Origin of the sequence: Egbenema bharatensis FJBBOT/2019 (assembly GCF_048077055.1) — a bacterium.
GTDB classification, from domain to species: Bacteria; Cyanobacteriota; Cyanobacteriia; order Elainellales; family Elainellaceae; genus Egbenema; species Egbenema bharatensis.
In genome coordinates, this window is the sequence record NZ_CP182236.1 from 3,884,526 (window position 1) to 3,909,310 (window position 24,785).

Below are 24,785 nucleotides of genomic sequence, written 5' to 3' on the forward strand. Positions count from 1 at the left end.
CTGTATATTTCAGGGACAAACGGTTCAGGGATAAACGGTTCAGGGACAAACGGTTCCAGTCCTGCCCCAGTCGGAATGCCAACCAGCCCTGCGGTTTCATCTTCGACGATCGGACTCAGCGACAACTTTGAAAAGTTCGCCAAGCTGGTGGAAACCTGCTACCGTCACGGCACCCCCTCCAAAACCGAACTGGAATTGTTAGAAAAATTCCGTCAGAAATACGGCATTTCCCAGGAACAACTCACTCAACTGACTGCGAAATATGCCTCAACCCAGAATTCACAGGATTCCGTGTACGAGTTTGGCTTAATGTATCGCGCTTTCCTGGAAAACGATGGAGAGATCGATCTGCATGAGCAATCCCAATTACTCGAACTACAAGAAGAACTGGGATTGTCCAACGAACAGGTCGCCACGATCGAAGCCAATGTCCGAGAAGAATTAGCCGTCAAATAACCCGTGATTGAACACCCGCCAGGGGTACAGAGGTTTCTATGGTCAATGAATTTAACTATGTCACTTGCCCCAAATGTGGGCACGATCGCAATCCCATTACCGCCAAAAAGTGTGAGATTTGCGCCAAAAAGTTAGGCAAAGGTGGCAGTCCTCTGCCCCTCATCGCAGCCGGATTAGCCACCCTGGCCATCTTCGGAGGGGGAGGCTACTTTTTCCTGAAGGGATCGCAATCGATTACCGCAAGTTCAGACCCCGTTCCTGCCGCCACAACTGCCAACGCTGGCGAATCCGCACCCGTTTTGGCAGAAAGTCAGGCGATTGCTGCGACGGTTAGCGATGTCACGAACTACCTGAGTCAGGGCGATCGTATCCTGATTAGCGATGCCTCCAATCCAGATAAACAGGCTGGCGTTCAAGCTTTTGCCTCTGGTGATTTTCAGACGGCTGTAACCCGATTTCAAGCAGCTCGTCAGGCATTACGCAATGATCCAGAAACGCTGATCTATCTGAACAATGCCCGGTTGGGGAGTTCCCCCACGCTAACGATCGCCGCAGTGGTTCCCATTGGCACAGATAGTCCCGTGGGCGGGAATCTCAACGCTGCCCGTGAACTGCTGCGAGGCATTGCCCAGGCTCAGGATGAAGCCGTTCAAGCCGGAGTTCCCTTCAAAGTTCTGATTGCCGATGATGCCAATGATCCCAGCCGTGCCGAAGCGATCGCCAATGTCCTGGTACAGGATCAGCATGTACTTGCTGTAGTGGGTCATGGCACCAGCCGCACTTCTCTCGCCGCAGCTCCGATTTACCAGCAGAATCAACTGCTGATGATTGCCCCCACCAGCACCAGCACTGAACTCGCCCAGGTTCCCAGAGGTGCAGGCGGCAACTTTGTGTTTCGGACGATTCCCAGCGATCAATTCACCGGAACGACCCTGGCACGTCACGCTCTAGCAGAAGGGAAAAATCGGGCGATCGTCTTTTTCAACTCCCAAAGTTCCTACAGCAAATCCCTGATGGAGGCTTTCTCCACCACCCTGGGTTTAGAAGGGGGACAAATCGTTCAACAGGTGGATTTGTCTGAAGGCAATGCGGCCAGTCAGCTCGCCAATAATGCCGATGTGATAGTGCTACTTCCCGATTCCGAAACATTGACCCAGGCAATCGCAGTTGCTAGCGCGAACCAAAACCGTTTACCGATCCTGGCAGGAGATGCCTTTTACACGATCGAGAGTCTCCGTCAGGGTGGCTCTGCCCTCAACAATGCGGTGCTGTCCGTTCCCTGGCATCCATTAGCCAGCGCCAATCCCAACTTTATCCAGGCTAGCAGCAGCCTATGGGGAGGGGATGTCAACTGGCGAACTGCTTTTGCCTACGATGCCATGCAAACCCTGCGATCGGCTCGTTCCAGTGCCAGCGTTACGCCACAAGTAGGCGTTGAGGGACGAACCAAGCTCAATAGTGCTTTGACTGGCTCAGGCTTCAGTGCGAATGGGACAACGGGCGTAATCAGCTTTTTGCCATCGGGCGATCGCAACAGTAAGGTTCTGCTGGTCAGAGTCCAACCCGGCAATCGATCGGGCACTGGGTTCGACTTCGTTCCGATTCAATAGCCTCATTGATTCAACTTCCTCTTTCTTGTGGGGTGGGCATCTTGCCTGCCCTTTCTTATAACCCTCAGAATTTCTCCTTGTTGAAGGTGATGAGGGACGCTTACCTCGCCTTGCTCTAGAGATAGCTAAAAACGTGGATCAAGTCGCTTAAGCCATGGCTTGCTCCTGACAAAATGGCCATACCGTGAACTTTTTTTACTATCCTGGCTCCCTCACAACTTTCTTACACTTATCTTTGATAATAACAATGATGAGTTGCTGTTATAGGTTTAGAACTGTAGCTGCAAATGCATCGCTCTTAATGAAGAAAAATCCACAATTTGTCCCTTGAATGTTGCCTGTAGTTTTAGAAACACTTATTTGAACACCTGAGAGGATTAATTAAGTCTAAGAATTGATGAGAGTAGCAATTGGATAACAGGAACTTGAAAAGCTACCAACAGCCATATTCACCTCGATATGGGGAATATTATTGTGGCATGGTATGGAGTGCGTTCTAATACACTGCGGCTTGAATATGCCTACCATCTGTAGGGCAGGCTTCTAGCCTGCGCGGGCAGGATGCCCGCTCTACGGTCGCTAAACTCACGCCAAGGTCTACTAGTCTCAAACGGTTTGTTATCTACTTTTTAGCTTAGTAAAGAATATTTCACCGGTGCAGATTGAGTCTGTTATGCAGCTAAATCTATCTGCATACAAGGCTCTATTACTGCAAAACTTACAATCTTCAAAAGCCCCTGGAGAACCAACGTGATACAAAACAGTTTTGATTCCAAACAATCTTGTCAAGATACCGTTAAGGTGATGGATCTTGAGCAGTTTGATTGCATTGTTAAAGCAATTGTAGAAGGAAAATATTCCTGGGCTTGCGTTTTGATCCTTCGCTTCGCCGGATATAATCCAGCCCACTACATTCCCTATCGAACGTACAAACGTTTGATTAAAGAGAATCGGCGGAGCAAAACGATCGAGCCGAAAAGCCAAGAAACCATTTCACAACAACCTTCTGAAAACATCAGCATCCCGTCCTCAACCCCATCCACCTTTCCTCAGGGAATGTACAGGATGTCCAGGATGGAGGCAAGCCAGAAATAGGAGGAGCAGTATCAGAATATTGCGCGCCAAAAAGCAAGCAAATCAGGGGCTCAGCTACCTTAAGCCGAATGAATGGCGTGGTATGAAAGGGGGTGGTAATACTCTGTAATGCATCAGGACTGCCAACTTGAGCTACACCCAATCTCGTAGACCTGCACCCGTACGCCCAGTTAAAACCCAAACCATCGATCGCACACAGTCACGGAAAATCCTCACCAGAGACTCGGATGAGGATTGCCCAGACGTTACAGAGATGGGGGTCACGAAAATGCCTCGACTGCCCAACACGATCGCAGCAATTGCCAGGGATCTCGGCATATGATAGTCAGAAGTAATGACGTAAATATGCTGGATCCCTTGCGCTGCCAGGGTATCGGCATTACACGTAAAGTTAGTCACTGTATCAGTCGCACAAAAATCATAGTGAACTTGTTGTTCTGGAATGCCAACCTGCTCAAAGAGAGCCTGGTTAAAGGTGAGCGCACCAGGATTGCCCGAAATCCAAACGGGTAGAGTGGGATAGGCTTGCGAGAATTGAGCTGCAAACTTGACCCGCTCCGGACTGCCTTCTAAAACCAGAACAGCTTGCGGTTCAGGTGCTTGATGTTGCGCGATCGCCAAGCGAATTGGAATGATACTGCCCAGGGCAAACAGAACGAACAACAGTGCGATCTGAGGCTTGCAAAACTTTGCGCGTTGAGTTGGCTTCATTTAGGAACGCTCAGTATCTTGTGATGGACGAAGGCTGGATATATAAATATCTAGCCTATTTTCTATCCATTCTTGAAACATCTGGTTCAGAAGGCTTTCATACAGTGTAGAAGTTAGAGTGGGAGGAAAAATTTCATCAACCAGAAATAGTTCATAGGTATTGTCAGCATTTTTAAATGGTCCAAGCACTTCCCCAATCTGAGCATTAAACAATCTTTCAGCAATTTCTGGACTAATTTCTCCTCGCTGCTGTTTTCCAGCATAACCGCACTGGAGCCTGCGGCTTTCATTTGCATCGTAAAGATGAGCTGCTTCAAAAAAGTTAAGTTCTTCTTCCTCAATCTGGTAGAAAACCTCGTAAGCCAGGCTTTCATACGGTATTTTTATCCGATAAATCAATGCCTGCTCAAACTCGCTTCTATGCTGAGAAAAAAAATTTTGAGCCGCTTCAGAAAATAGATGCCGGGCGAGCTTTTGAGACAGCAATCGTTCATAGATTCTCTGCTGTAGATCGCTCAAGGTTGACATTTGTTCTGCCAACCATGCCAATAACTGTGCAGGATGTTCAAAATAGTTCTCATAACGAATTTTATCTAGCTCCGCCTGTACTTCTTCTGCGGTAACGCTGAGAGCTTGTTCCTGAGCAACTTGACTAACAATTTTTTGAGAAATTATCTCTTGATAAATTGACTTCAAGCGCAAATCTCGCCTTAGAAAATCAATCACCTCCTGGTTTTCAAGAGATATGGCCGAGAAGTCTACCATAAGACAAATCTCTTTAAACGCTGTATTTAGCTTGGATGCACCTCAAAGAGACTTACGCCTCTTAGGCAGGAGCATCTCTATAAGAAACATGGAATAGAAGTATTATGCATCTCTTCTCAAATGAATTAAGGCCAATCGCAGTATCATAAAAAATACTGATAGTCTTATCCATTTTCTTTAGCGTTTGAACTATGTTCAATCATTGAGAAATATTACTAAGTGAGGTGAAATCTCATCCTTACCTTGCATATTTTAATATGAGGCAAACTTAACAAACACGCTACTTAAGGAGTAACTTTGAGTGTATTCATGTTTACCCCTTTAACAGTACAAAAATAACTAAAGGTCATCTCAGACAGGTGAACTAAAGTCCTAGGGACAGGAAAATATAGGATTTACCGAAATATTATCATACTTCTCTCTATTTAAAGAAAAGATGAAGTTATGGCTGGCTTAACCTGTATTTCCCGCACTAAAAGATAGGCTTTTAGTAAAGGCTAGAAATTTTATCCAAACATAAAATTTTTTAACGGGCTTCAAGGATTTTTATTGGTTCAGGTTTGAGGTGTTCAAGTTGTTCTAGCCTGTTCTAGCCTGTTCTAGTCTGTTCTAGCCCTTTGCCAGTAACCTCCACCTTCTTAGACCCTATCCGAAAAGCCCGTCAGGGGTTTTGGATTCCAAAAACTCTAGCGAGCTTTCAGATAGGCACTCCATGCAGCACGGATGAAATAACTTTCTAAATTAGATTTTTAATCCAAGGGGCTACAATAATGAAAGCAGAGCAAAATTGTTTAGGACGCATGCAACCTCCACCCTTCGGTCGCAGTTCCAAAAACTCGGACATTCTCAGCGCATTTAAATCAGCCCAAATTGCTAACGTTCTCGTTGCCAAAACTCAGCCTGCTTCGATCAAAGATTTTCAGTTAGGAAACGAAATTTTCTCTTATCTTACTCCTTCATCAACGGAAAATTCCCTCAGCGATCGCTCATCTGCATCAGGTTGCTATCTTGTTTTTGAAGGACAGGTGCGTTTACTTTGCCAAAACCTTGCTCTTCAGCGTCCCGTTTCAGCCGACTTACTGGAGGCGGGGGCTGTATTTGGGGCGGATCATCTGTTTTGTGAGCAGCCCTTGCCCTATTGGGTGATTGCAACCAGCTCTTGTCGTCTTGTCCACATTCCTTACCGCCAGTTGAGCGTTCAATTAGAACAGGTTCCGCAACTGCAAACCTATTTAAGCCAGGGGGTACAACAGCGGGAACGCCTAATTTTTTTCAAACGCTTTACCCAACAGCGATCGCTTCCCATTCACACCCTGAAACATGCACTCCTACCTGAGTTGGTGGAACAACGAGTTGAAGCGGGAGCAAATTTATCCCAGGTTCTACCCAATACTGGATATTTCTGGCTACGAGCTGGGCAAATTCTCAATCGATCGAATCCTGCTCCTGCTCCTGAGGTTGGGGATGGTTGGGGATATCCCGATGCAATTCCTGAGGGTTGGGTCGCCCAAACAGACTTAATCATTTACACCCTCCCCCTCGGCTCCTGGAAAACTCTGAATTTGCTTCAACGCTGATTTTCATCTTTCATCACTTCAATCCCTTCAAAAGTGTATACTGTTCGCCCAGATGTCTTTCAGCTATCTTCATCAGGTCATTTAACCAGAACAAAACCTGTTCTTCCGTTGCGGCCTCCACCATGATTCGGAGCACGGGTTCTGTTCCCGATGCCCGCACCAGAATGCGACCTTGATCTCCTAAGCTGGTTTCTGCCCGATCGATCGCCTGTTGTAAAACATCGCAATCTTGCCAGTTCATGCGTTTGCGTTCATCGGCGATAATGACGTTGCGTAGCTGTTGGGGATAGGTTTGAAAACTTTGATTCACCAGTGTTGCTAGCGGTAAACCAGACTGCTGTACCAGAGCTGCCAGGTGCAGAGCCGTTGTCAGTCCATCACCTGTTACGCCGTAGTGACGGCAGAGAAGATGCCCCGACTGTTCTCCTCCCAGCATGGCCCCCGATCGCACCATTTCAGCATAAACCTGTTGATCCCCCACGGCAGTCCGAATCAGGTTTCCCCCCAGCCGCTGCCATGCCTGTTCAAACCCCAGGTTAGACATAACGGTAGAGACAATTAGATTGCCCGGAAGTAGTCCCTGCTGCTGTAACTGTTGCCCCCAGAAGTAGAGGAGATAGTCACCATCGACTGGGCGACCCTGATGATCGACCGCCAGGACGCGATCGGCATCCCCATCGAAGGCAAAGCCCAAATCTGCCCCTGCCGCAACAACGGCTGCTTGTAACGGTGCGAGATGGGTTGAACCGCAGTTTACGTTGATCTGATTGCCATCTGCCTGGGCATGAAGGCAGGTGACTTGGGCCCCAGGCTGCGAAAGGCGCGAGGTGCGAGGTGAACGGCTGCCCCCCAGGCGAGATCCAGAACAATGTGCATTCCGGCTAGCGGGAGAACACTCGTGGCTTCTGCCTGTAGTGGTTTTTGCAGGGCTAATAGATAATCCTCCAGTAATTCTGGGCGGAAATAGGCACAACTGCGGGGTGTATAGGCAATTTCCGTTAAGCCGATCGGCTGTCGCAGGGCGGTTTCAATTTGAGCCTGAATCGGTTGGGAGAGCTTGCTGCCATCCTGACCAAACAATTTAATCCCGTTGTCCTCCGGTGGGTTGTGGCTGGCGGAAATCATCACTCCCCCCATTGCCTGGGAAATGCGGGTCAGGTAAGCCACCGCAGGGGTGGGGCAAAGCCCTAAATCCCACACTTCCACGCCGGCCGCCGTGAACCCCTTCAGCAAAGCGGCAGCTAGAAGATCACTTGAATTCCTGGAATCTTGCCCCATCACGATTGGCCCAGGTTGCAGGGAATTTGCCTGTAGAACCTGCCCGGCCCAATAACCCACTTGCATTGCCAGGGAGGCCGTCAGCAGTTCTCCCACTTTGCCCCGAATGCCATCGGTGCCAAATAGGGGGGATTGGGGTAAAGCAATGCTGACTCCGATCGGGGGGGAGAGGAGAGGCTCAATGCTGACAACCGATCGATTCAAAGGCGAAACGTCCGCAAGTGTTTTTTCCATTGCTGTAGTTAATTAATTTAATGAATTGCCAGATGATCTCAATGCCATGCGATCGCCTGGTTCGGCGTTTGAGAGGGATGAAAATGTGAAGTGTATTGGATGGAGTTAGGACCTGAGCAAAACCGATGGAATTGGCCATCAAGGAACGCGGCTTGCCTTGATGGAGGTTAACCCAACACAAACCTCTAAACTTTCAGCATTGATTTAGTTGAACTGTAGGGAATTAGAAGATTTCTTTAAACCATAGAATAGGGCAATAGAGTCAGTGTGGTGTGCCAAAACGCCTATTGATCAAAAGCAACTATATTCACTATTAGCCGTGTTCAGGTGCAAAAACTCGTTCAGATTTGCCTTACGCCAATCTGTGACACTCAGATGAACCGATTCTTCGCATTTGCTGTTCTCACTCGTTCCTCTTTGTCTCTCTTTCCCATGCTGACGAGAAATCCAGTTTTTAGCTCCGTTTGTCTGGATAAACGTACAGGTGCATTGATTTCAGGTTGGACTTTAAAGAAAATTTCATGGGAGGAAAGAAATAGACTTAAAAACTCAGGCGGTAGCGATACGTCTGCATCAGGGGCTAAAGCTTCCCATTGAGAGCGGTAAGCTTTCAGAGCCAGTCTTTTCTTTGCGATTCCTTCCTTGATCGGTAGGCGGTAACAACTGGGGGACTTCGCCAGAGATTTAATTCTCCAGGGAGCCCACATTGCCCAGATTGGATATTGAAATAATTCAATCTTCTGCTCGGTTTTTGTAACGGCTGCTCTAACTAGTTCAAACGTAGCTTCATGGTCAGGATGAAGATCAAACTGATGGGTAACATAAACCTCATCGGGTTTGAATCGCTCTAACAATTGCACCAATTGTTTGACTAAACTCCGGCGTTGTTCTTGGGAGAGATAGCGTAAACCCTGATCAGGCTGATCTAAGAAATGAATCTCTTTGCTTGCGACTCCTAAGATATCCAGAGCTGCGATCGCTTCTTGTTTACGCATTCGAGTAATTTCATGGGAGTTAAGCTGAGAACTAGCGGGGGAGGCATGCCCATCGGTTAAAAATACTACCGAAACGGGAACTCCCCACTGGCGTTTGAGGGCAATCAAACCACCACAACCCAATGTCTCATCGTCCTGATGGGGCGCAAATACCATAACAGTTTTTGGGTTAAGCCGCATGGGCTGGCATACAACCCAGCGTATATACAGGCTGTAGATGTAAGTTAGAACATTGTTACGAAAGAATCGTTTCAGGGAGTGAAAGAATAACATATCCTTCTACGGTTGGTTTGACTGGAATTTCTTACCAAGAGTGAAGAGACGAAGTTTAAAAGGGAGCATCCCATTTATGCAAATTGATCGATTTCCGTAGCGCAGGCATCTTGCCGCCAGTGAACTATCCATCATGCAAATGCAAAAGTGGGATACACCCTTCAAAAACTGCGGAATGCAGTAACCACCAAGCATCCAGCAGTTCCATAGACGAACCCCTATAAATACAGAGTGTAGCGCAAGAACTGGCTCATTTCAGCACGAGAGGCATTTTGGCAATCCATTCATTCCTGGACTGAATATAGTGTTAATTAGCGCAGGCAGCTTGCCTGCCCGTCAGAGATGGGTCATGCAAATGCAAAATTGGAATGCATCCGAAATAGGGAATTTTTTCTAACTACTTTCTCAATTCCGATCGCACTGATGGCAGTCAATCATTCAATCATTCAATCGGCGAACATCAATCAACGGTACTGTCAAGCGAAGAATTCAGTCTGAAAACAAGTTGCGATCGTCCTTTGGCAGGCAAGCTGCCTGCGCTACAGATTCGTTCGTTTGCTTCTTAGCTTTCATTAGTGCCATGAGCTTGGTTGACTGATAAAACTCCTGAAACCATGATTCTCTCGTAGGTTGGGTTGAGGGACGAAACCCAACGCAAACTATCTCCCTTGTTGGGTTTCGCTATGCTCAACCCAACCTACAAAAAAGATTTGTCAGTCAATCAGTCCATGAGCTGTCAATCGATTTTCCTGCAATCTAAGTATTAAACAACGGTTGGTTCTCTAAAAATTAGAACCAGATTTTTGAAACTCTGTTTTGAGGTTAACTTCAATGAAACGGAAATTTTGGAGAGGGCTAATTAGACTAAAAAACTATTTAATTCGATTAAGAAATCGCCATTTTCTAATGATTGATACCCTTCTCCTGTTAGTCTCTCCGCTCATTGCTTTGGAATTGCGCCTGGATGGACAGGTAGACTGGCAAGAGTATGGCTTGGGTCTAATCCAGATTACGTTTCTATTCTTGATCGTAAAGCTAGCGATCTTATTTGCCTTTGGTTTCTATAAGCGTTGCTGGCGTTATGCCGATGCGGATGAATTACAGCAAGTGGCGGGTTTGGCTTTGTCGATCGTCGTGCTGCAAACGCTGTTATTTACGGGACTGTACCTGGGGCAGGTGGGGGCGATCGCTAACCTGCCGCGCTCATTACCGATCCTGGATGGCATTCTCAGCGTACTGCTGGTGAGTTCGCTGCACTTTAGTGTCAGAATCATCGAGCGATCGTGTCAGAAGCGCAGTCGTAGCTTTAATCGGCGCGATCGGGTTCTGGTGGTGGGAGCTGGTGATGCGGGTGTGTCTCTGGTGAGGGAAATGCAGCGCCATCCCCACCTTCAGTTTCATCCTGTTGCGTTTATTGACGATGATCCCGCCAAGTTAAACCTCCAGATCTGCCAGACTCCCGTTGTGGGCGATCGGTATACCATTCCCAAATACGTCCGCTCCCTCCACATCCGCAAAGTAGTGATTGCGATCCCTTCCCTGCCAGGTCAGGTGCTGCGAGAAATCCTGGAAATTTGTAATGCAGTTGGGGTGCCCACCAGTACGCTACCCGGAATCGACCACATTCTGAACGGACAAATTCGCTTAAGTGATGTGCGCGATATTCAGATTGAGGATCTTTTGCGGCGAGAACCGATTCAGATGGATGTGCAGCAAGTCCTGTCATTCCTCAAGGGTAAACGGGTTTTAGTGACTGGCGCAGGCGGATCGATCGGCAGCGAGCTTTGTCGTCAGATTTTGAAATGTTGTCCGGCTGAGATTGCCCTGGTGGGCCATGGTGAAAATTCGGTATTTCTGATTCAACAAGAGTTGGAGAGAACGATTCAACTGTTTCAGGAAAGTGATCATTTTCTGGAACAGCCCTTGCTGGGACAGCCTCTACCAGAACAGACTCCCCGGCTTTCTGCTTACATTGCCGATATCCGGTTTTGCGATCGTCTGGAGTATGTGTTTGATCAGTTTAGACCGAATATTGTGTTTCATGCAGCCGCCCACAAACATGTTCCCATGATGGAACTGAATTCTCCTGAAGCCATTACCAATAACATTCAGGGAACAAAGAATTTAGTAGATCTGGCTTTACGATTCAATGTAGAAGCCTTTGTGATGATATCGACCGACAAGGCAGTGAATCCCACAAACATCATGGGAGCCAGCAAACGAGTAGCGGAAATGCTGGTGTTACAGGCAGCAAGGGTGAGCCAGCGGCGGTTTGTAGTGGTTCGCTTTGGTAATGTCTTAGGGAGCCGGGGCAGCGTGATCCCAACCTTTAAGCAACAAATTGCGGCAGGAGGCCCTGTCACCGTCACCCATCCCGAAATTACCCGTTACTTTATGACGATTCCAGAAGCCGTGCAGCTCGTGCTTCAGGCAGCCGTAGTGAGTAAAGGCGGCGAAGTGCTGATGTTGAATATGGGACAATGCGTCAAGATCGTTGATTTAGCGAAAGAAATCATTCGGCTTTCGGGCTATGAAGTGGGGAAAGATATTGAGATTGTGTTTACGGGATTGCGACCTGGCGAAAAACTGTTTGAGGAATTATTGATTCCGGGTGAACAGTATGAACCGACTGAGCATGACAAGTTGGTGATTGTCAAAAACGCAAGTCGCTTTATTCCTGGACACCTCAATCCCACGGTGAAGGCCCTCTGCGAAGCGGCAGTTCGGAATGAGCCAGATTTGATCCGCTTTTTCCTGAAGCAATTAGTGCCTGGTTATCATTCTCAATCTCCGGTTCCTTTTACGTTGCCTGAAAGCATCAAGCTTCCGGCTGAAAGTTCCAGGGCAGCAGCCGAAACAAGTCCAACGATTTTGCAGGCTGCAAGTCCCCACTTGTCCAGTGCTCCACCCCCCCGACTGGCAAACGGTTAAGCTCGGCAAAATGGCATGACAGCCTGGATTGGCGATCGATACACTATTGCACACGCTCCATCAATCCATTGCTATTCTGCTCGCTCTGTTCGCCGCTGATTGTTCATAAAAATCGTTGGTTCCATCCTCTTGGTTCTATGATGAATACACCTAAATTGAAAGGGTCGATTCAATCTACAGCATCCCTGGCGATATTAATGGTTGGGCTGATGGCAGGTGTCCCCCCGGTGGGACTTGCCCAAACATCTGCTGAACCTGGCACCTCAGAAGTTTCCCCAGACAGTCTCCCCACTGCCATCAACGCAGACACCCCTACGCCATCGCTTCAGATGGTTGAAGCCTATACGTTAGGAGCAGGCGATCGCATTTACCTCGACTTCTTTAACGTGCCAGAGTACACCGGGGAAACTCAAATCCTCACGGATGGTACCCTGAATCTGCCGCTGATTGGCTCCCTTGCTGTCCAGGGGATGTCGCTACGGGAAACATCGGATGCGATTACGGCGGCCTATGGTCAGCTCTTGCGTAACCCAATTGTCACGGTTCGTTTAGTTAGCCCCCGGCCACTACGGGTGAGTATTGCTGGGGAAGTCAATCGTCCGGGTTCCTATGCGATGTCATTAGGGGCCGAAGCTGGGGGAACTGGAGAGCCCCAATGGCCAACGGTGACGCAGGTGATTCAAACCGCAGGGGGCATTACCCAGCAGGCAGATATCAGCAACATTCGGATTCAACGAGCGCAGCGATCGGGTGTACCCCAGGAAATCACTGTCAACCTGTGGGAATTGCTCCAGCAGGCGGATTTGAGTCAGGATCTTCCCCTGCGGGATGGAGACACCATTCTGATTGCAACGGCAACCTCCCTGCAACCGGCCGAAGCAACCCAGCTTTCCACTGCCAGCTTTTCCCCCAATACCATTCAGGTCGGTGTAGTTGGGGAAGTGGTGACCCCTGGTATGGTCGAAGTGCCACCGAATACTCCCTTGAATCAAGCATTGATGGCAGCAGGTGGGTTTGACCATCGACGGGCGCGCACCAGCCGGGTTGATCTGATTCGCCTCAACCCTGACGGGAGTGCGACCCAGCGGACAGTTGAGATCGACTTTTCCCAGGGTATTAATGAAGCCTCGAATCCGGCCCTCCGCAACAATGATGTGATTGTGGTGGGGCGATCGGGTTCAGCCAGTTTCTCTGATACGATCGACAGCATTTTTGGAACGATAGGACGGTTTATTCCATTCTTCGGACTGTTTTAACTCCCTTTCATTTCTTTTTTTAATTGAATTGCCAGTCGAACCGTTGATCTATTTCAGGTTTAATTTATTTCTTTAATTCTCTTCAAAACTCCCTTGAACCATGAGTACAGACAATGCTGTATCTTCCATTAGCCTTCAGCAGTACTTGCGTATCCTAAAGCGACGCTGGTTTCCTGCCCTAACGGTTTTTGCTTTAGTGGTTGCAGGTTCTTCATTCTTCACTTACTCGACTAGACCAGTTTATCAAGCGGAAGGAAAATTACGGTTTAGAGGGCGTAGTCTGGCCTCTTCTCTGACCGATTTAGGGGGGAGTACCAGAAGTCCTGAGCCGGTAGTGAGAGAAGGCAATCCTTTAGATACTGAAATTGGCGTTATTCGCTCGGTTCCCACCCTGGAACGAACGATCGATCGTTTAACTCTAAAAGATGAGGCAGGGAATCCGCTCCAGCGATCCAAACTCCTGGAAAACTTGACCATTGCCAACGATGCGGGGACTGATCTTTTGACCATTGCCTACCGGGACGCAGATCCGGAACAGGCAAAAGCGATCGTTAATACGCTGATTGAAACCTATCTGGAGGAAAACCTGCAATCCAGCCGGGCAGAGGTGGCAGCCGCCCGATCGTTTCTTTCGGAACAACTGCCTGCAGCGGAGGCCCGAGTCTATGAGTTAGAGCTGGAGTTACGTCACTTTAAAGAGCAATATCAGGTGACTTCGATTGAGGAAGAAGGGCGATCGGCGATTACAGCTCTGGCGGACTTGCACCGGCGGATGAGTGAAACCCAATCTGCCCTGGCTAGCACAGCAGCGGAGTCGGCGGAGTTCCACAATCAGCTAGGGATGGATGTGCAGCAGGCGGCAGCACTCACCACCTTGAGCCAGTCGGAGGGCGTGCAGGAAGTTTTAAGGGAATTACAGGGAGTCGAATCTGAGCTGGCAGCCGAGCGGGTGCGGTTTCAGGATGGCCATCCTGCCGTAATCGCCCTGCTGGATAAGAAGACGAATCTGGAAGCGTTACTAGATCAGCGGGTGACTCAAACCCTGGGCGGGCAGCAATCTGTGCCGATCGGGGCTTACAATCAGGCGATTTTCGATCGAGTTTAGCGGGAGAGTTTGTTCGCACTCAGGTCAGGCAAGCTGGACTGGAAAATGAAGTCCGAACCCTGTCGAGCTATGAACAGGTCTATCGTCAACGGATCAGTGCGTTGCCCCGAATTGAACAAGAGTTGCGAGAGTTGGAGCGCAAGCTGGATGCAGCCCAAACGACCTACTCTTTGTTGTTACAGCGATTTCAAGAGGCCCAGGTTGCTGAAAATCAAAACATTGGGAATGCCCACGTGATTCAAACTGCGGCACTCCTGGAAAATCCGGTTGCCCCCAATATTCCGCTTAATCTGGCAGTCGGAGGACTGTTAGGAACACTGCTGGCTATTACAACAGCACTTTTATTGGAAGGTCAGGACAAAACCATTCGATCGGTGCGCGAAGCCAAGGATTTACTGGGCGATGTTTTACTGGGAATTGTGCCGTTGCATCGGCATAGTCGGGGTGCCTTGTCGTTCCAGAACCATGCAGACCCGATCGCCCCTGAAATTATCCTGCACCATGCAGCGGGTTCACCGTCCAGTGAAGCCTACCGCAGGCTGCAATCCCATCTGCGATCGCTCTGTGCCGAGAAGGAATTGAAAACCATTCTGGTGACCAGTTCGATTCCCAGGGAAGGCAAGAGTACGGTGTCCGCCAATTTATCCCTGGCGTTAGCTCAAACGGGACGCAAGGTGTTGCTGATTGATGCGGATCTCCGCTGCCCGAAACAGCACAAGCTCTGGCATTTGCCAAATGTGATGGGTTTAAATCAAATTCTGACGGAGCAATGTGAGATGGAATCTGCGATTCAATCGGTTCATCCGTTAGATGTTTTAACGGCAGGGGCAACTGCGGGGCATCCCTCCACATTACTAGATTCCGATCGCATGACTGAATTCCTGCAAGAATGCTCAACTCGCTATGATTTTGTCATTGTCGATACACCGGCATGGAACGTTGCTGCGGATGTGGCGATTCTGAACCAGAAGGCAGATGGAATGCTGTTTGTCGTTCGTCCGGGAGTAGTTGATCCCGCCAGCGCGACATTTGCCAAGGAATCACTTAAGCAAGCCAATCAGAACATTTTGGGCTTAATTATCAACGGTATTACCCCTGCCGCTGACAGTTACTACTACGACAAAAAATACAGCAAGCAATACTACCCCAGTGTCAGTGCTCCGGAGCAGATCCCGGTAGTCTCCAAATCGAATGGGAGCCGAGCCAGTGTCTAGAGTTGAGGTCAGCCCCATCAGCAATCCCCTGTCGTTACGCCGTAACTTTTCCTGGACGTTAATGGGCAACGTCGTGTACACCGCTTGCCAGTGGGGCATGTTGGTGGTGATTGCCAGGTTGGGTAGCCCGGAGAAAGTGGGACAGTTTACGTTGGGTTTGGCCGTTACGGCTCCAGTGATTTTGTTGACCAATTTGCAACTGCGAGATGTTCAGGCTACGGATGCAAACCGCCAGTATGAATTTGGGGATTATTTGAGCCTGAGAATGATTTCGACGATCATTTCTCTGCTGATTATCCTGGGCATCATTGCGCTGGCAGACTACAGCCGAGAAGCGGCATGGGTCATCTTTTTTCTGGGAATGAGTCGAGCGTTGGATGCCCTCAGTGACATCTTCTATGGGTTTATTCAACTGCATGAGCGCATGGCTCGGATTGCCATCTCCATGATGCTTAAAGGCGGGTTATCGCTGCTGCTGTTGGGGGTGGGTATGTATGTCTCCCACAGTGTTGTCGGGGGGGCGATCGGATTGATGATAGCTTCGCTGCTGGTGTTGATCGGCTATGACTTCTACAGCATTCTTCTGGTGTCACGGCAGGCAGTCCCCCCTGAAAAACGCAACTTTTCCGCTTCCAACCGCTCAGAGCTCCGATCGCTCCGTCCCCAATGGCAGTGGAAGAAGCTCCGCAAACTGACGGCATATGCTCTACCCCTGGGGCTGGTGATGCTGCTGTTTTCCCTGAATGTGAATATCCCACGCTATCTGGTGGAGTGGCATCTGGGTGAACATACACTCGGCATCTTCGCTGCGATCGCCTCTCTACCCCTGGCTGGAAATATGGTGATGAGTGCGTTGGGGCAGGCGGCCATTCCGCGTTTAGCGAAATATTATGCAGCCGGAAATCGAGCGGCGTTTCGCACCCTTCTGCTGAAGTCAGTGGGAGTTGGCGGATTGCTGGGTGGCATTGGGGTAGGAATTGTATTGCTCAAAGGTCAGGAACTACTGACGCTACTGTTTGGTGAAGAATATGGACAGCAGGCGGATTTGCTGGTGTGGCTGATGATTCCAGCGGCGATCGGCTATGCAGGTTCATTCTTAGGCAATGGCATGACGGCTGCCCACTATTTCCGAGCCCAGATTCCCTTATTCGTCACCGTTACCACCGTTACAACCGTTGCAAGTTTGTGGTTGCTGCCCATCATGGGTCTGTATGGCATTGCGATCGCCCTCCTGCTTGCAGTTTTTGTTCAGGTTGCTATCAGTTCCGGAGTTATTATTCATGCCTTACACAAAGTGGGTCGTCAAGTCTAATACAAACCGTCCGATCAAAGTTCTGCATGTTGGCGTAGGAATGATTAAGGGCGGTATTGAAGCTTGGATGATGCAAGTTCTATCTCGCAATAATCCTGAACAGATTCAGATGGATTTTGTTGTGCATACGACTGATCCCTGTCCCTATGATGATGAAGTTCGAGCTTTGGGCAGCCGCCTTATTCCCTGTCCCTATACTTCTAATTTCTGGCTCTACGGTCGTCACTTTCAGCGGATTTTAGAGAATTATGGCCCCTATGACATCGTTCACAGTCATGTTCATTACTTTAATGGTTATGTTCTGCGGTTGGCAAAGCAAGCAGGTATCCCAATTCGGATTGCCCATAGCCATTGCGACTTTACGCCTATTGAAGTTCAAGCTAGCCTGTCCCGACGGTTATATCTAGCTTTAACTAGAAGATGGATTCAGCAATACGCCACCCTGGGGTTAGGAGGAAGCCAGCGATCGATGGTGGATTTGTTTGGTGCAGGATGGGAATCGGATGCGCGTTGGCAGATGCTTCCCTACGGTGTTGATTTAAAGCCATTTCGAGAATCCGTCGATCCAGGCACGGTGCGGAGGGAGTTGGGGATTCCGCAAGGTGCATGGGTGATGGGTCATGTGGGGCGATTTGTTGAGCAAAAAAATCATTCGTTTTTAATCGATGTGGCGGCGGAGGTAATCCGGCGAGAACCTAAAGCCCATCTGTTGCTGATTGGAGATGGCAAGCTTCAACCCGCCATGCGACAAAAGGTGCAGCGTCTGGGGATTACCGATCGAGTCACATTCACAGGCATTCGATCGGATGTGCCGCGATTGATGCTGGGGGCAATGAATGGTTTCCTGTTTCCCTCTCTAGGTGAAGGTTTGGGATTTGTCTTGTTAGAAGCCCAGGCGGCTGGATTGCCCTGTGTGTTCACTGAAGATATTCCAACCGAAGTAGATGTCATACCCGCGCTGGTGCATCGCCTTTCCCTCTCCCAATCTCCTGCTCAATGGGCTGAGGTGTTGCTATCCCACTGGCAGCAGAAACCCCTATCTCAGCCAGAAGCATTATCGATTCTGGAATCTAGCTCATTTAATGATGAACGATCGTTTCGGCAGTTGCAAACCATTTACCAAACAGAATATGTGCGAGTCACCGCGAAGGACGGAACTAATGACCCACTGCGCCAAACACCCAATTTGGTCAATTTTTAGCCATCAGGGGCATCATGCTTTATATTCACTCAACAAACCGATCGCCAACCCAGAAGCCCATTAGAGCACTGCACGTTTTGGGGCAAATGTCAGAGGGGGGCATAGAAGCCTGGCTTCTCCAGCTCGTTCGTCGGTTTCATCCCGATCGAATTCAGATGGATTTTTTGGTTGAAACGAATCGCACCTGTCCCCCCTGCCCCTATGAGGATGAACTGCGGGCGCGAGGTAGCCAAATTTTTGTTTACCCCCATACGCGCAATCCCTGGCTTTATAACCAACGGATTCAGCAGGTGTTGCACGATTTTGGCCCCTATGATGTGGTGCATAGCCACGATAATTTCATTGGGAGTGTGATGCGATCGGCTTACTGGGCGGGTGTTCCAGTCCGCATTGCCCATAGCCATACCGACCTGTTTGCCATGCAAACGTTGTTCAAAACCCAAGCCTCCCTCCAGCGACGTTTAGCCTTCCAACTGTTTTCTAGCTTGAATCGCAGGTGGATTCACCAGTATGCCACGGTAGGATTCGGATGCAGCCAAAACGCTGCGGCCAGTCTGTTTGGGTCATCCTGGGGCATCGATCAACGGTGGCAAATTCTTTATTGTGGAATTGATCTGGCTCCCTTTCAAACCCGTCCTGATCCAGTTTGCGTTCGGGCTGAACTGGGTATTCCTGGCGATCGATTTGTGATCGGTCATGTGGGCAGGCTCGCAACCGCTAAAAATCATGCATTTTTGGTTAACGTCTTTGCCGCAGTACTTCAAAAACAGCCCAACACCCATCTTTTGCTGGTTGGCGAGGGCGACCTGCAATCTAGCATTCAGCAGCAGGTGGCGCGAATGGGGTTGGTCGATCATGTCACCTTTACCGGCTTTCGATCGGATGTGCCCCACCTGATGCTGGGAGCGATGGATGCATTTGTGTTTCCTTCCTTGTTTGAGGGCTTAGGGTTGGCGCTGGTTGAGGCGCAAGCGGCTGGGCTACCTTGTCTTTTTTCAGATGTGATTCCGGCAGAAGCCGATATAGTGCATCCCCTGATTCATCGCCTTTCCCTGGAAAAATCGCCGTTTGAGTGGGCAGAGGCGTTATTGGCGTTACAAAGGGCGCATCCAGCAATCAGTCCCACCGATGCGCTGGATCGTGTGACGGCGAGTCCCTTCAATCTAGAGCGATCGCTCCAACAAATCGCCACGCTTTACCAAACTGAATATGCCCGATCGACGTTGCAGAGGGCAGATCAAGACTTGCGGAAAATACCACAACAGGCTCAATCAACTTATGGAAGTTAAGAAAATAATTAGCTAATGGTCTTGTGGGGTGGGCATCTTGCCCGCCCATTTAGAGGATAGGCATCATTACCGAATCTAATTTTTAATATCCATAAGTTGATCTCAAGGAGGTATCAATGGTGGACAGTAATGAATGGGCAGTTCCAGTTACAGTTCCGGACACAATTCCAGTCACAGCTTCAGTAACAGTGATCATTCCCTGCTACCGCTGTACCGATACGATCGATCGCGCAGTAGACTCTGTGGTAAATCAAACGGTGAAGCCTGCCGAAGTGATTCTGGTGGATGATGGCAGCAATGACGATACACCCGCCAGTCTACGACGATTGCAACGGGAACAGGGCGCAGACTGGATTAAGGTAATTGAGCTGGATCAGAATAGTGGAGTGTCCGTGGCCCGGAATACGGGATGGAATGCTGCCTCCTGTGATTATGTTGCCTTTCTGGATGCGGATGATGCCTGGCACCGGGATAAAATTGCTGTGCAGTATGACTGGATGAATGCCCATCCCAATGTGATGTTATCGGGGCATCCAGTTGTGATTAAGCCAAAGGGACTGAATACGGAAAAACCACCTCCTGAGATCACAGCCACAGTCATTCCCAAGCACCGTTTACTGCTCTCCAATGCGTTTGCCCTGTCTTCCTTAATGGTGAAGCGCGACTGTTCGATCCGCTTTGATCCTTCGTTGCGCTATTCTCAGGATTATTACTTTTGCCTGGAAGCGGTTCTTCAAGGCAACACGGCCGTGAACATGAATTACCCAATTCTGTATCGGTTCAATGCTCCCTACGGTGAAAGCGGCTTAACCAAGCGAATGAAGGCACTGGAGGCAGATGAACTGTCCATCTATCGTAAAATCTGGCAATCTGGACACATTCATCTCACCCTGTATTCTATGCTCTGCTTATGGTCGTTCGTTCGCTACGTCAAGCGGCTTTGTGTTTCCTCTGTTCATCAACTTGCTCGCAATTTTTCTCAAAGATGGCAGTTTAAACCGGAACGATCGCAAAACATTTACAGCACTCATCGTCAGCATTGATATTTGAATTTTGTATCGCCATTTAACATCCGCTGATTTGCTCACGTTAATTGCTCACGTTAATTGCTCACACACCTGTTTCACCGCATCTACCTTGCTGCTTTAAGCCGATCGTACTGATTATTACTTGATCCAATCGCAGCAAATTAAAACAACTTACACGAATCAAGGAACCATTCATGTTAGAAAACCCTGCAACGCAAGCTCCAGTTACCGTCATTATTCCCTGCTACCGCTGTACTGATACGATCGCTCGGACGGTGGCATCGGTGGCGAATCAAACCGTGAAGCCTGCCGAAGTGATTCTGGTGGATGATGGCAGCAATGATGATACACCCGCCGCCCTGCGACGATTGCAGCGGGAATATGGCGCAGACTGGATTAAGGTGATTGAGTTGGACGATGATTACGGTGTTTCCGTGGCTCGGAATACGGGATGGGAAGCTGCTTCCTACGATTATGTTGCCTTTCTCGATTCGGATGATGCCTGGCACCGGGATAAAATTGCCGTGCAGTATGGCTGGATGAACGCCCATCCCGATGTCATGCTGACGGGACACTCCGTTGTGTTCAAACCCAAAGCACTGAATACCGAATTGCCCCCGCGATTGTTAACCGCCACTCTGACCTCCAAAACACGATTGCTGATTTCTAATCACTTCATCATGTCTTCGGTCATGGTGAAACGCAATTGTCCGATTCGCTTTCACCCCGTCTTGCGCTGCTCCCAGGATTATTACTTCTGCTTAGAAGTGATTGGACAGGGGGAAAAGGCGGTACTCATGAACTACCCGATCGTGTATCGCTTCAATGCTCCCTATGGTGAAAGGGGATTGACTAAAAAACTGTGGACATTAGAGGCAGATGAGTTAGCCGTCTATCGGATGGTGTGGCAATCTGGTCAGATTTCTTCGATCGGATATTTCATACTCTATTTATGGTCTTGGATTCGCTATTTCCGGCGAATTTGTATTTACACCATTCAACAAACGATTCGCAGATTGACTCAAGCAAGTCCGTTCAAACCGAGACGATCGCAGAGGGCTTATGATGACACGTTGGGATATTGTTTGGCTAGCGATAGGAATTCCCCTCACGACAGCAACACAACTCAGAGTGGGCGGTGGAGCGATCGGGCCGGGGGAAGCCATGTTGGCGATCTGGTTACTGTGGATGGGCAGCCGAATTCTGATCATGCAGGCTCACGGGATCTCACCGATCGTTAAAGCCGTTCTGCGGTTTTGGATCGTCAGTTGTGTGGCGTTGGCTTGTGGGACGGTGGTTGCCAGTTCACGGGGGGTGATTGCAGCGGATTTACAGCATACAACCATGGCATTCACCCTATCGCTGTTGTTTTCGGTTGCGTTTACCATCCTGATTTCATCTTCTCGTGATCTCAAACTCCTACTTGCCTGGTTCACAACCTTTACCACCGTTGCGTTAACCCTATCGTACTTTGTGCCGCTTCCCTTCATTGCCCCTCAAATGGATGGTGCTCGGTTTACGGGATGGTTCCGTCAATCCCAATCAGACGGCTTTAGCGTTGTTGTTTATTCCCTTCTTCACGCTATACCTGCTTCAGCACAGTCGGAGCCCCGTTGGAAAAGTTTGGTATGCCGGTCTAACGGCTGCTGCTATTTTTGTCGGAATTGCGACTAGCTCAGATGCGCTGATGGTGGGCTGGCTTTTAGGGTGCCTATGGCTTGTGGTGTGTGGAACCGATCGCGCCGTGGTGAATAGTCTGGTGGAAGCGGATGACTCTCCTCAGCGCGTTGCAGTTCAGCAAGCCCTGGCCCGACTCCTGTTACTGTTTGCGGTAATCGTGACGATCGTGATCCTCTACTATGCGTTTCATTCTCTAGCAATGGAGGTGTATGACGACGGTGGGCAGGGGAGCGATCGGCTGCGGTTGTGGACGAATGGACTGGCAGCAATTTCCCAATCTCCGCTGGTGGGGTTTGGCCAGGTTCCTATTCTGGTTCCACTGCCCCCTTTCTCAACTTTGAAGCCCATAGCACGTTCATTGACTGGACGATGAGTTCTGGCATGGTGGGGTTAAGCTGCTATCTTGTGTTTGTGAGCTGGATTGGCTGGAACACCTGGCGCAAGGGTTCTCCCATTCTGTTTGCGGCATTCATTGCGATGCTTGGATTTAGTAGCTTTCACTATGTCCTGCGGCAACCGCTGTTTTGGTTCTCGATCTTGGCAATCGCTGAGTCCACGCTATTGACATCAAAGCAGAATGCAGTTTTACAGGAAGTCCAGCAGCAGCAAACCCGATCGATTCACCCATTGAAGGCGATCGAGTAGGGGCGAAGCATTTGTGGCAAGATGCATTGCTTGAAACAAAAGTTTTCTACGCAAATGCTTCGCCCCTACTTTTATATCGATTGACTTAAAACGAACTTATTCATTACTTGCTTTATGTGTGGAATCACTGGTTTTCTAACAGGTTCTCAGCAGCGATCGGTTGATGCAATGGTGAATATTGTGCGCCCCATGACCACGACCTTACACCATCGGGGGCCAGACGATCAGGGGATTTGGATTGACCCACAGTACGACCTGGCTCTGGGGCATCGACGGCTCTCCATTTTGGATCTCTCAACGGAAGGACATCAACCGATGGTGTCGGCGGATGGACGCTATGTGGTGGCGTTTAATGGAGAGATTTATAATTTTCTGGCTTTAAAGCAAGAATTAGGACAACTGGGGCATCGGTTTCGAGGACATTCCGACACGGAGGTGATGCTGGCTAGCTTTAGTCGGTGGGGCGTTCAGCGAGCGGTACAACAGTTTAACGGGATGTTTGCCTTTGCCCTCTGGGATCGCCAGGAGCGGTTGCTACACCTGGGGCGCGATCGCCTGGGGGAAAAGCCCCTTTACTACGGCTGGATGGGGCAGACGCTGCTGTTTGGTTCGGAGTTAAAGGCACTGAAGGCACATCCAGACTTTCAGGCTGAAATCGATCGCAATGCCCTGACGGCGTTTCTTCGCTATAACCATGTGCCTGCGCCTTACTCGATTTACCAGGGGGTATACAAACTGCTGCCTGGAACTCTCCTGACCTGGGATGGGAGTGCCGATCGCCCGCAACCCGTGCCCTATTGGTCGGCGAAGGCAATGGCGGAACTGGGGGCGGCTGAACCCTTTACTGGAACAGAATCAGAGGCTTTATCCCATCTAGAATTTTTGTTAAAAGATGCCGTTCAGCTTCGGATGATTGCTGATGTTCCCCTGGGTGCCTTTCTTTCGGGTGGAATTGATTCCTCAACGATCGTGGCTTTGATGCAGGCCCAAAGTCATCGACCCGTTAAAACCTTTACGATCGGCTTTCATGAGTCTGCCTATAATGAAGCTCCCTACGCCAGGCGAGTGGCCCAGCATCTTGGAACGGAGCACACAGAGCTATACGTGACTCCTCAGCAGACATTAGATGTTATTCCCAAACTCCCAACCTTATACGATGAACCATTCGCAGATGCATCGCAAATCCCAACGTTTTTAGTTTCACAGTTGGTGCGGCAGTATGTTACGGTTTGTCTCTCCGGGGATGGCGGGGATGAGCTATTTGGCGGATATAACCGTCACGTTTGGGCGCGGAATATCTGGCAGAAGATGGGATGGATGCCGTTTCCCTTGCGAAAACTGGCGGGGCAGATGCTGACGGCTCGTTCTCCCCAAGCCTGGAATGATGGATTTGAGCAATTTCGTCCTTTCCTGCCCCAGGTGCTCAAACAGCCGCTCGCTGGCAATAAGCTCCATAAATTAGCGGAAATTTTAACCGTGCCCAATGCGAAAGCAATGCACCTTCAGCTTGTCTCCCACTGGAAACAGCCGGAGTCCGTCACCCTGCAAGGAACTGAACCCACCACCCAATTACTCGATCGCCACAATTGGGCTGATCTGCCTGACTTTACGCAGCGAATCATGTACATGGATACAGTGACAACGCTCCCGGATGACATGTTAGTGAAAGTCGATCGCGCCAGTATGGGGGTGGCTCTGGAGGTGCGGGTTCCCTTCCTGGATCATCGCGTGGCAGAGTTTTCCTGGCGATTGCCTATAGACTTTCAAATTCGCGGCATTCAGGGGAAATGGCTGCTGCGGCAACTGCTCGATCAGTATGTGCCCAAGACGCTGATTGAGCGACCCAAGATGGGGTTTGGCATTCCCCTCGATCGCTGGCTGCGAGGCTCGTTGCAGGAATGGGCGGAGGCATTACTGGACGAAGCGCGGTTACAGCAGGAAGGCTTTTTTGATCCGCAACCGATTCGGCAGAAGTGGACAGAGCATCTGGCGGGCGATCGCAACTGGGAATATCTGCTGTGGGATGTGCTGATGTTTCAGGCATGGCTGGAGGAACAGCATCGAGAATTAGCTAAACCTCCCATTGATCAATCCTCTGCCACTGTACTGATTGCTGCGGAAAGGTGAAGA

At 49.5% G+C, this 24,785-nt stretch carries 19 protein-coding genes and 1 pseudogene; 15 read left to right on the forward strand and 5 right to left on the reverse strand.

Translation table 11 applies throughout. The features are described from left to right. Window positions 1–494: 494 nt before the first annotated feature. Both ACM1PF_RS18075 and ACM1PF_RS18080 read left to right on the forward strand, forming a co-directional pair. Entirely contained in the window at window positions 495–2,066 is a 1,572-nt protein-coding gene (locus ACM1PF_RS18075; protein ID WP_416665922.1) for an ABC transporter substrate-binding protein, read from the forward strand. Window positions 2,067–2,870: 804 nt separating this feature from the next. After that, entirely contained in the window at window positions 2,871–3,161 is a 291-nt protein-coding gene (locus ACM1PF_RS18080) for a HetP family heterocyst commitment protein (protein ID WP_416665923.1), read from the forward strand. Between the two features lie 132 nt (window positions 3,162–3,293). On the opposite strand, the gene ACM1PF_RS18085 is transcribed toward ACM1PF_RS18080, so the two are convergent. Both ACM1PF_RS18085 and ACM1PF_RS18090 read right to left on the reverse strand, forming a co-directional pair. Next, a complete protein-coding gene (locus ACM1PF_RS18085) occupies window positions 3,294–3,872 on the reverse strand; it encodes a YdcF family protein (RefSeq protein WP_416665925.1) in 579 nt (192 codons plus the stop codon). Continuing rightward, on the reverse strand, window positions 3,873–4,637 hold the full coding sequence (locus ACM1PF_RS18090) for a peptidylprolyl isomerase (protein ID WP_416665927.1): 765 nt from the start codon (window positions 4,635–4,637) through the stop codon (window positions 3,873–3,875). Between the two features lie 800 nt (window positions 4,638–5,437). Between ACM1PF_RS18090 and ACM1PF_RS18095 the strand changes: the two genes are divergently transcribed. After that, window positions 5,438–6,214 carry a cyclic nucleotide-binding domain-containing protein gene (locus tag ACM1PF_RS18095; RefSeq protein WP_416665929.1) on the forward strand — a complete coding sequence of 259 codons (777 nt, stop codon included), beginning with the start codon at window positions 5,438–5,440 and terminating at the stop codon, window positions 6,212–6,214. A 13-nt stretch (window positions 6,215–6,227) separates the two neighbouring features. On the opposite strand, the pseudogene glmM reads toward ACM1PF_RS18095, so the two are convergent. Both glmM and ACM1PF_RS18105 read right to left on the reverse strand, forming a co-directional pair. After that, window positions 6,228–7,726, reverse strand: a pseudogene (gene glmM, locus ACM1PF_RS18100) (phosphoglucosamine mutase). Window positions 7,727–8,097: 371 nt separating this feature from the next. After that, a complete protein-coding gene (locus ACM1PF_RS18105; RefSeq protein ID WP_416665930.1) occupies window positions 8,098–8,877 on the reverse strand; it encodes a PIG-L deacetylase family protein in 780 nt (259 codons plus the stop codon). 1,023 nt (window positions 8,878–9,900) lie between these two features. Here ACM1PF_RS18105 and ACM1PF_RS18110 point away from each other — a divergent pair. The 9 genes from ACM1PF_RS18110 (at window position 9,901) to ACM1PF_RS18150 (ending at window position 21,571) form a co-directional block, all read left to right on the forward strand. Further along, window positions 9,901–11,925, forward strand: coding sequence for a polysaccharide biosynthesis protein (locus tag ACM1PF_RS18110; protein ID WP_416665933.1), 2,025 nt, complete (start codon window positions 9,901–9,903; stop codon window positions 11,923–11,925). Between the two features lie 137 nt (window positions 11,926–12,062). Then, window positions 12,063–13,181 (forward strand): SLBB domain-containing protein, encoded by a 1,119-nt coding sequence (locus ACM1PF_RS18115; RefSeq protein ID WP_416665934.1) that lies wholly within the window; start codon window positions 12,063–12,065, stop codon window positions 13,179–13,181. 100 nt (window positions 13,182–13,281) lie between these two features. Further along, entirely contained in the window at window positions 13,282–14,286 is a 1,005-nt protein-coding gene (locus tag ACM1PF_RS18120) for a GumC family protein (RefSeq protein ID WP_416665936.1), read from the forward strand. A gap of 101 nt (window positions 14,287–14,387) precedes the next feature. After that, window positions 14,388–15,500, forward strand: a complete 1,113-nt coding sequence (locus ACM1PF_RS18125) for a polysaccharide biosynthesis tyrosine autokinase (protein WP_416665938.1) — start codon at window positions 14,388–14,390, stop codon at window positions 15,498–15,500. After that, complete coding sequence (locus ACM1PF_RS18130; protein ID WP_416665940.1) at window positions 15,493–16,812, forward strand: lipopolysaccharide biosynthesis protein; 1,320 nt, start codon at window positions 15,493–15,495, stop codon at window positions 16,810–16,812. Before ACM1PF_RS18125 ends, ACM1PF_RS18130 begins: the two co-directional genes overlap by 8 nt. Continuing rightward, on the forward strand, window positions 16,781–18,013 hold the full coding sequence (locus tag ACM1PF_RS18135) for a glycosyltransferase (RefSeq protein WP_416665942.1): 1,233 nt from the start codon (window positions 16,781–16,783) through the stop codon (window positions 18,011–18,013). Before ACM1PF_RS18130 ends, ACM1PF_RS18135 begins: the two co-directional genes overlap by 32 nt. Window positions 18,014–18,027: 14 nt before the next feature. Next, window positions 18,028–19,302: a glycosyltransferase gene (locus ACM1PF_RS18140; protein WP_416665944.1), complete on the forward strand. Its 1,275-nt coding sequence runs from the start codon at window positions 18,028–18,030 to the stop codon at window positions 19,300–19,302. A gap of 116 nt (window positions 19,303–19,418) precedes the next feature. Further along, complete coding sequence (locus tag ACM1PF_RS18145; RefSeq protein ID WP_416665947.1) at window positions 19,419–20,345, forward strand: glycosyltransferase family 2 protein; 927 nt, start codon at window positions 19,419–19,421, stop codon at window positions 20,343–20,345. Between the two features lie 179 nt (window positions 20,346–20,524). Beyond that, on the forward strand, window positions 20,525–21,571 hold the full coding sequence (locus ACM1PF_RS18150; protein WP_416665950.1) for a glycosyltransferase family 2 protein: 1,047 nt from the start codon (window positions 20,525–20,527) through the stop codon (window positions 21,569–21,571). On the opposite strand, the gene ACM1PF_RS18155 is transcribed toward ACM1PF_RS18150, so the two are convergent. After that, window positions 21,548–21,718, reverse strand: a complete 171-nt coding sequence (locus tag ACM1PF_RS18155) for a hypothetical protein (RefSeq protein WP_416665952.1) — start codon at window positions 21,716–21,718, stop codon at window positions 21,548–21,550. The two genes, ACM1PF_RS18150 and ACM1PF_RS18155, sit on opposite strands and share 24 nt — an antisense overlap. 116 nt (window positions 21,719–21,834) lie before the next feature. Between ACM1PF_RS18155 and ACM1PF_RS18160 the strand changes: the two genes are divergently transcribed. The 3 genes from ACM1PF_RS18160 (at window position 21,835) to asnB (ending at window position 24,782) form a co-directional block, all read left to right on the forward strand. Beyond that, the gene (locus ACM1PF_RS18160) at window positions 21,835–22,383 is read left to right on the forward strand and encodes an O-antigen ligase family protein (protein ID WP_416665953.1); all 549 of its coding nucleotides are present in this window, start codon (window positions 21,835–21,837) and stop codon (window positions 22,381–22,383) included. Then, entirely contained in the window at window positions 22,380–22,655 is a 276-nt protein-coding gene (locus ACM1PF_RS18165) for a hypothetical protein (RefSeq protein WP_416665955.1), read from the forward strand. The genes ACM1PF_RS18160 and ACM1PF_RS18165 overlap by 4 nt, the downstream gene beginning before the upstream one ends. Window positions 22,656–22,769: 114 nt before the next feature. Next, window positions 22,770–24,782: an asparagine synthase (glutamine-hydrolyzing) gene (gene asnB, locus ACM1PF_RS18170; RefSeq protein ID WP_416665957.1), complete on the forward strand. Its 2,013-nt coding sequence runs from the start codon at window positions 22,770–22,772 to the stop codon at window positions 24,780–24,782. Window positions 24,783–24,785 lie beyond the last annotated feature (3 nt).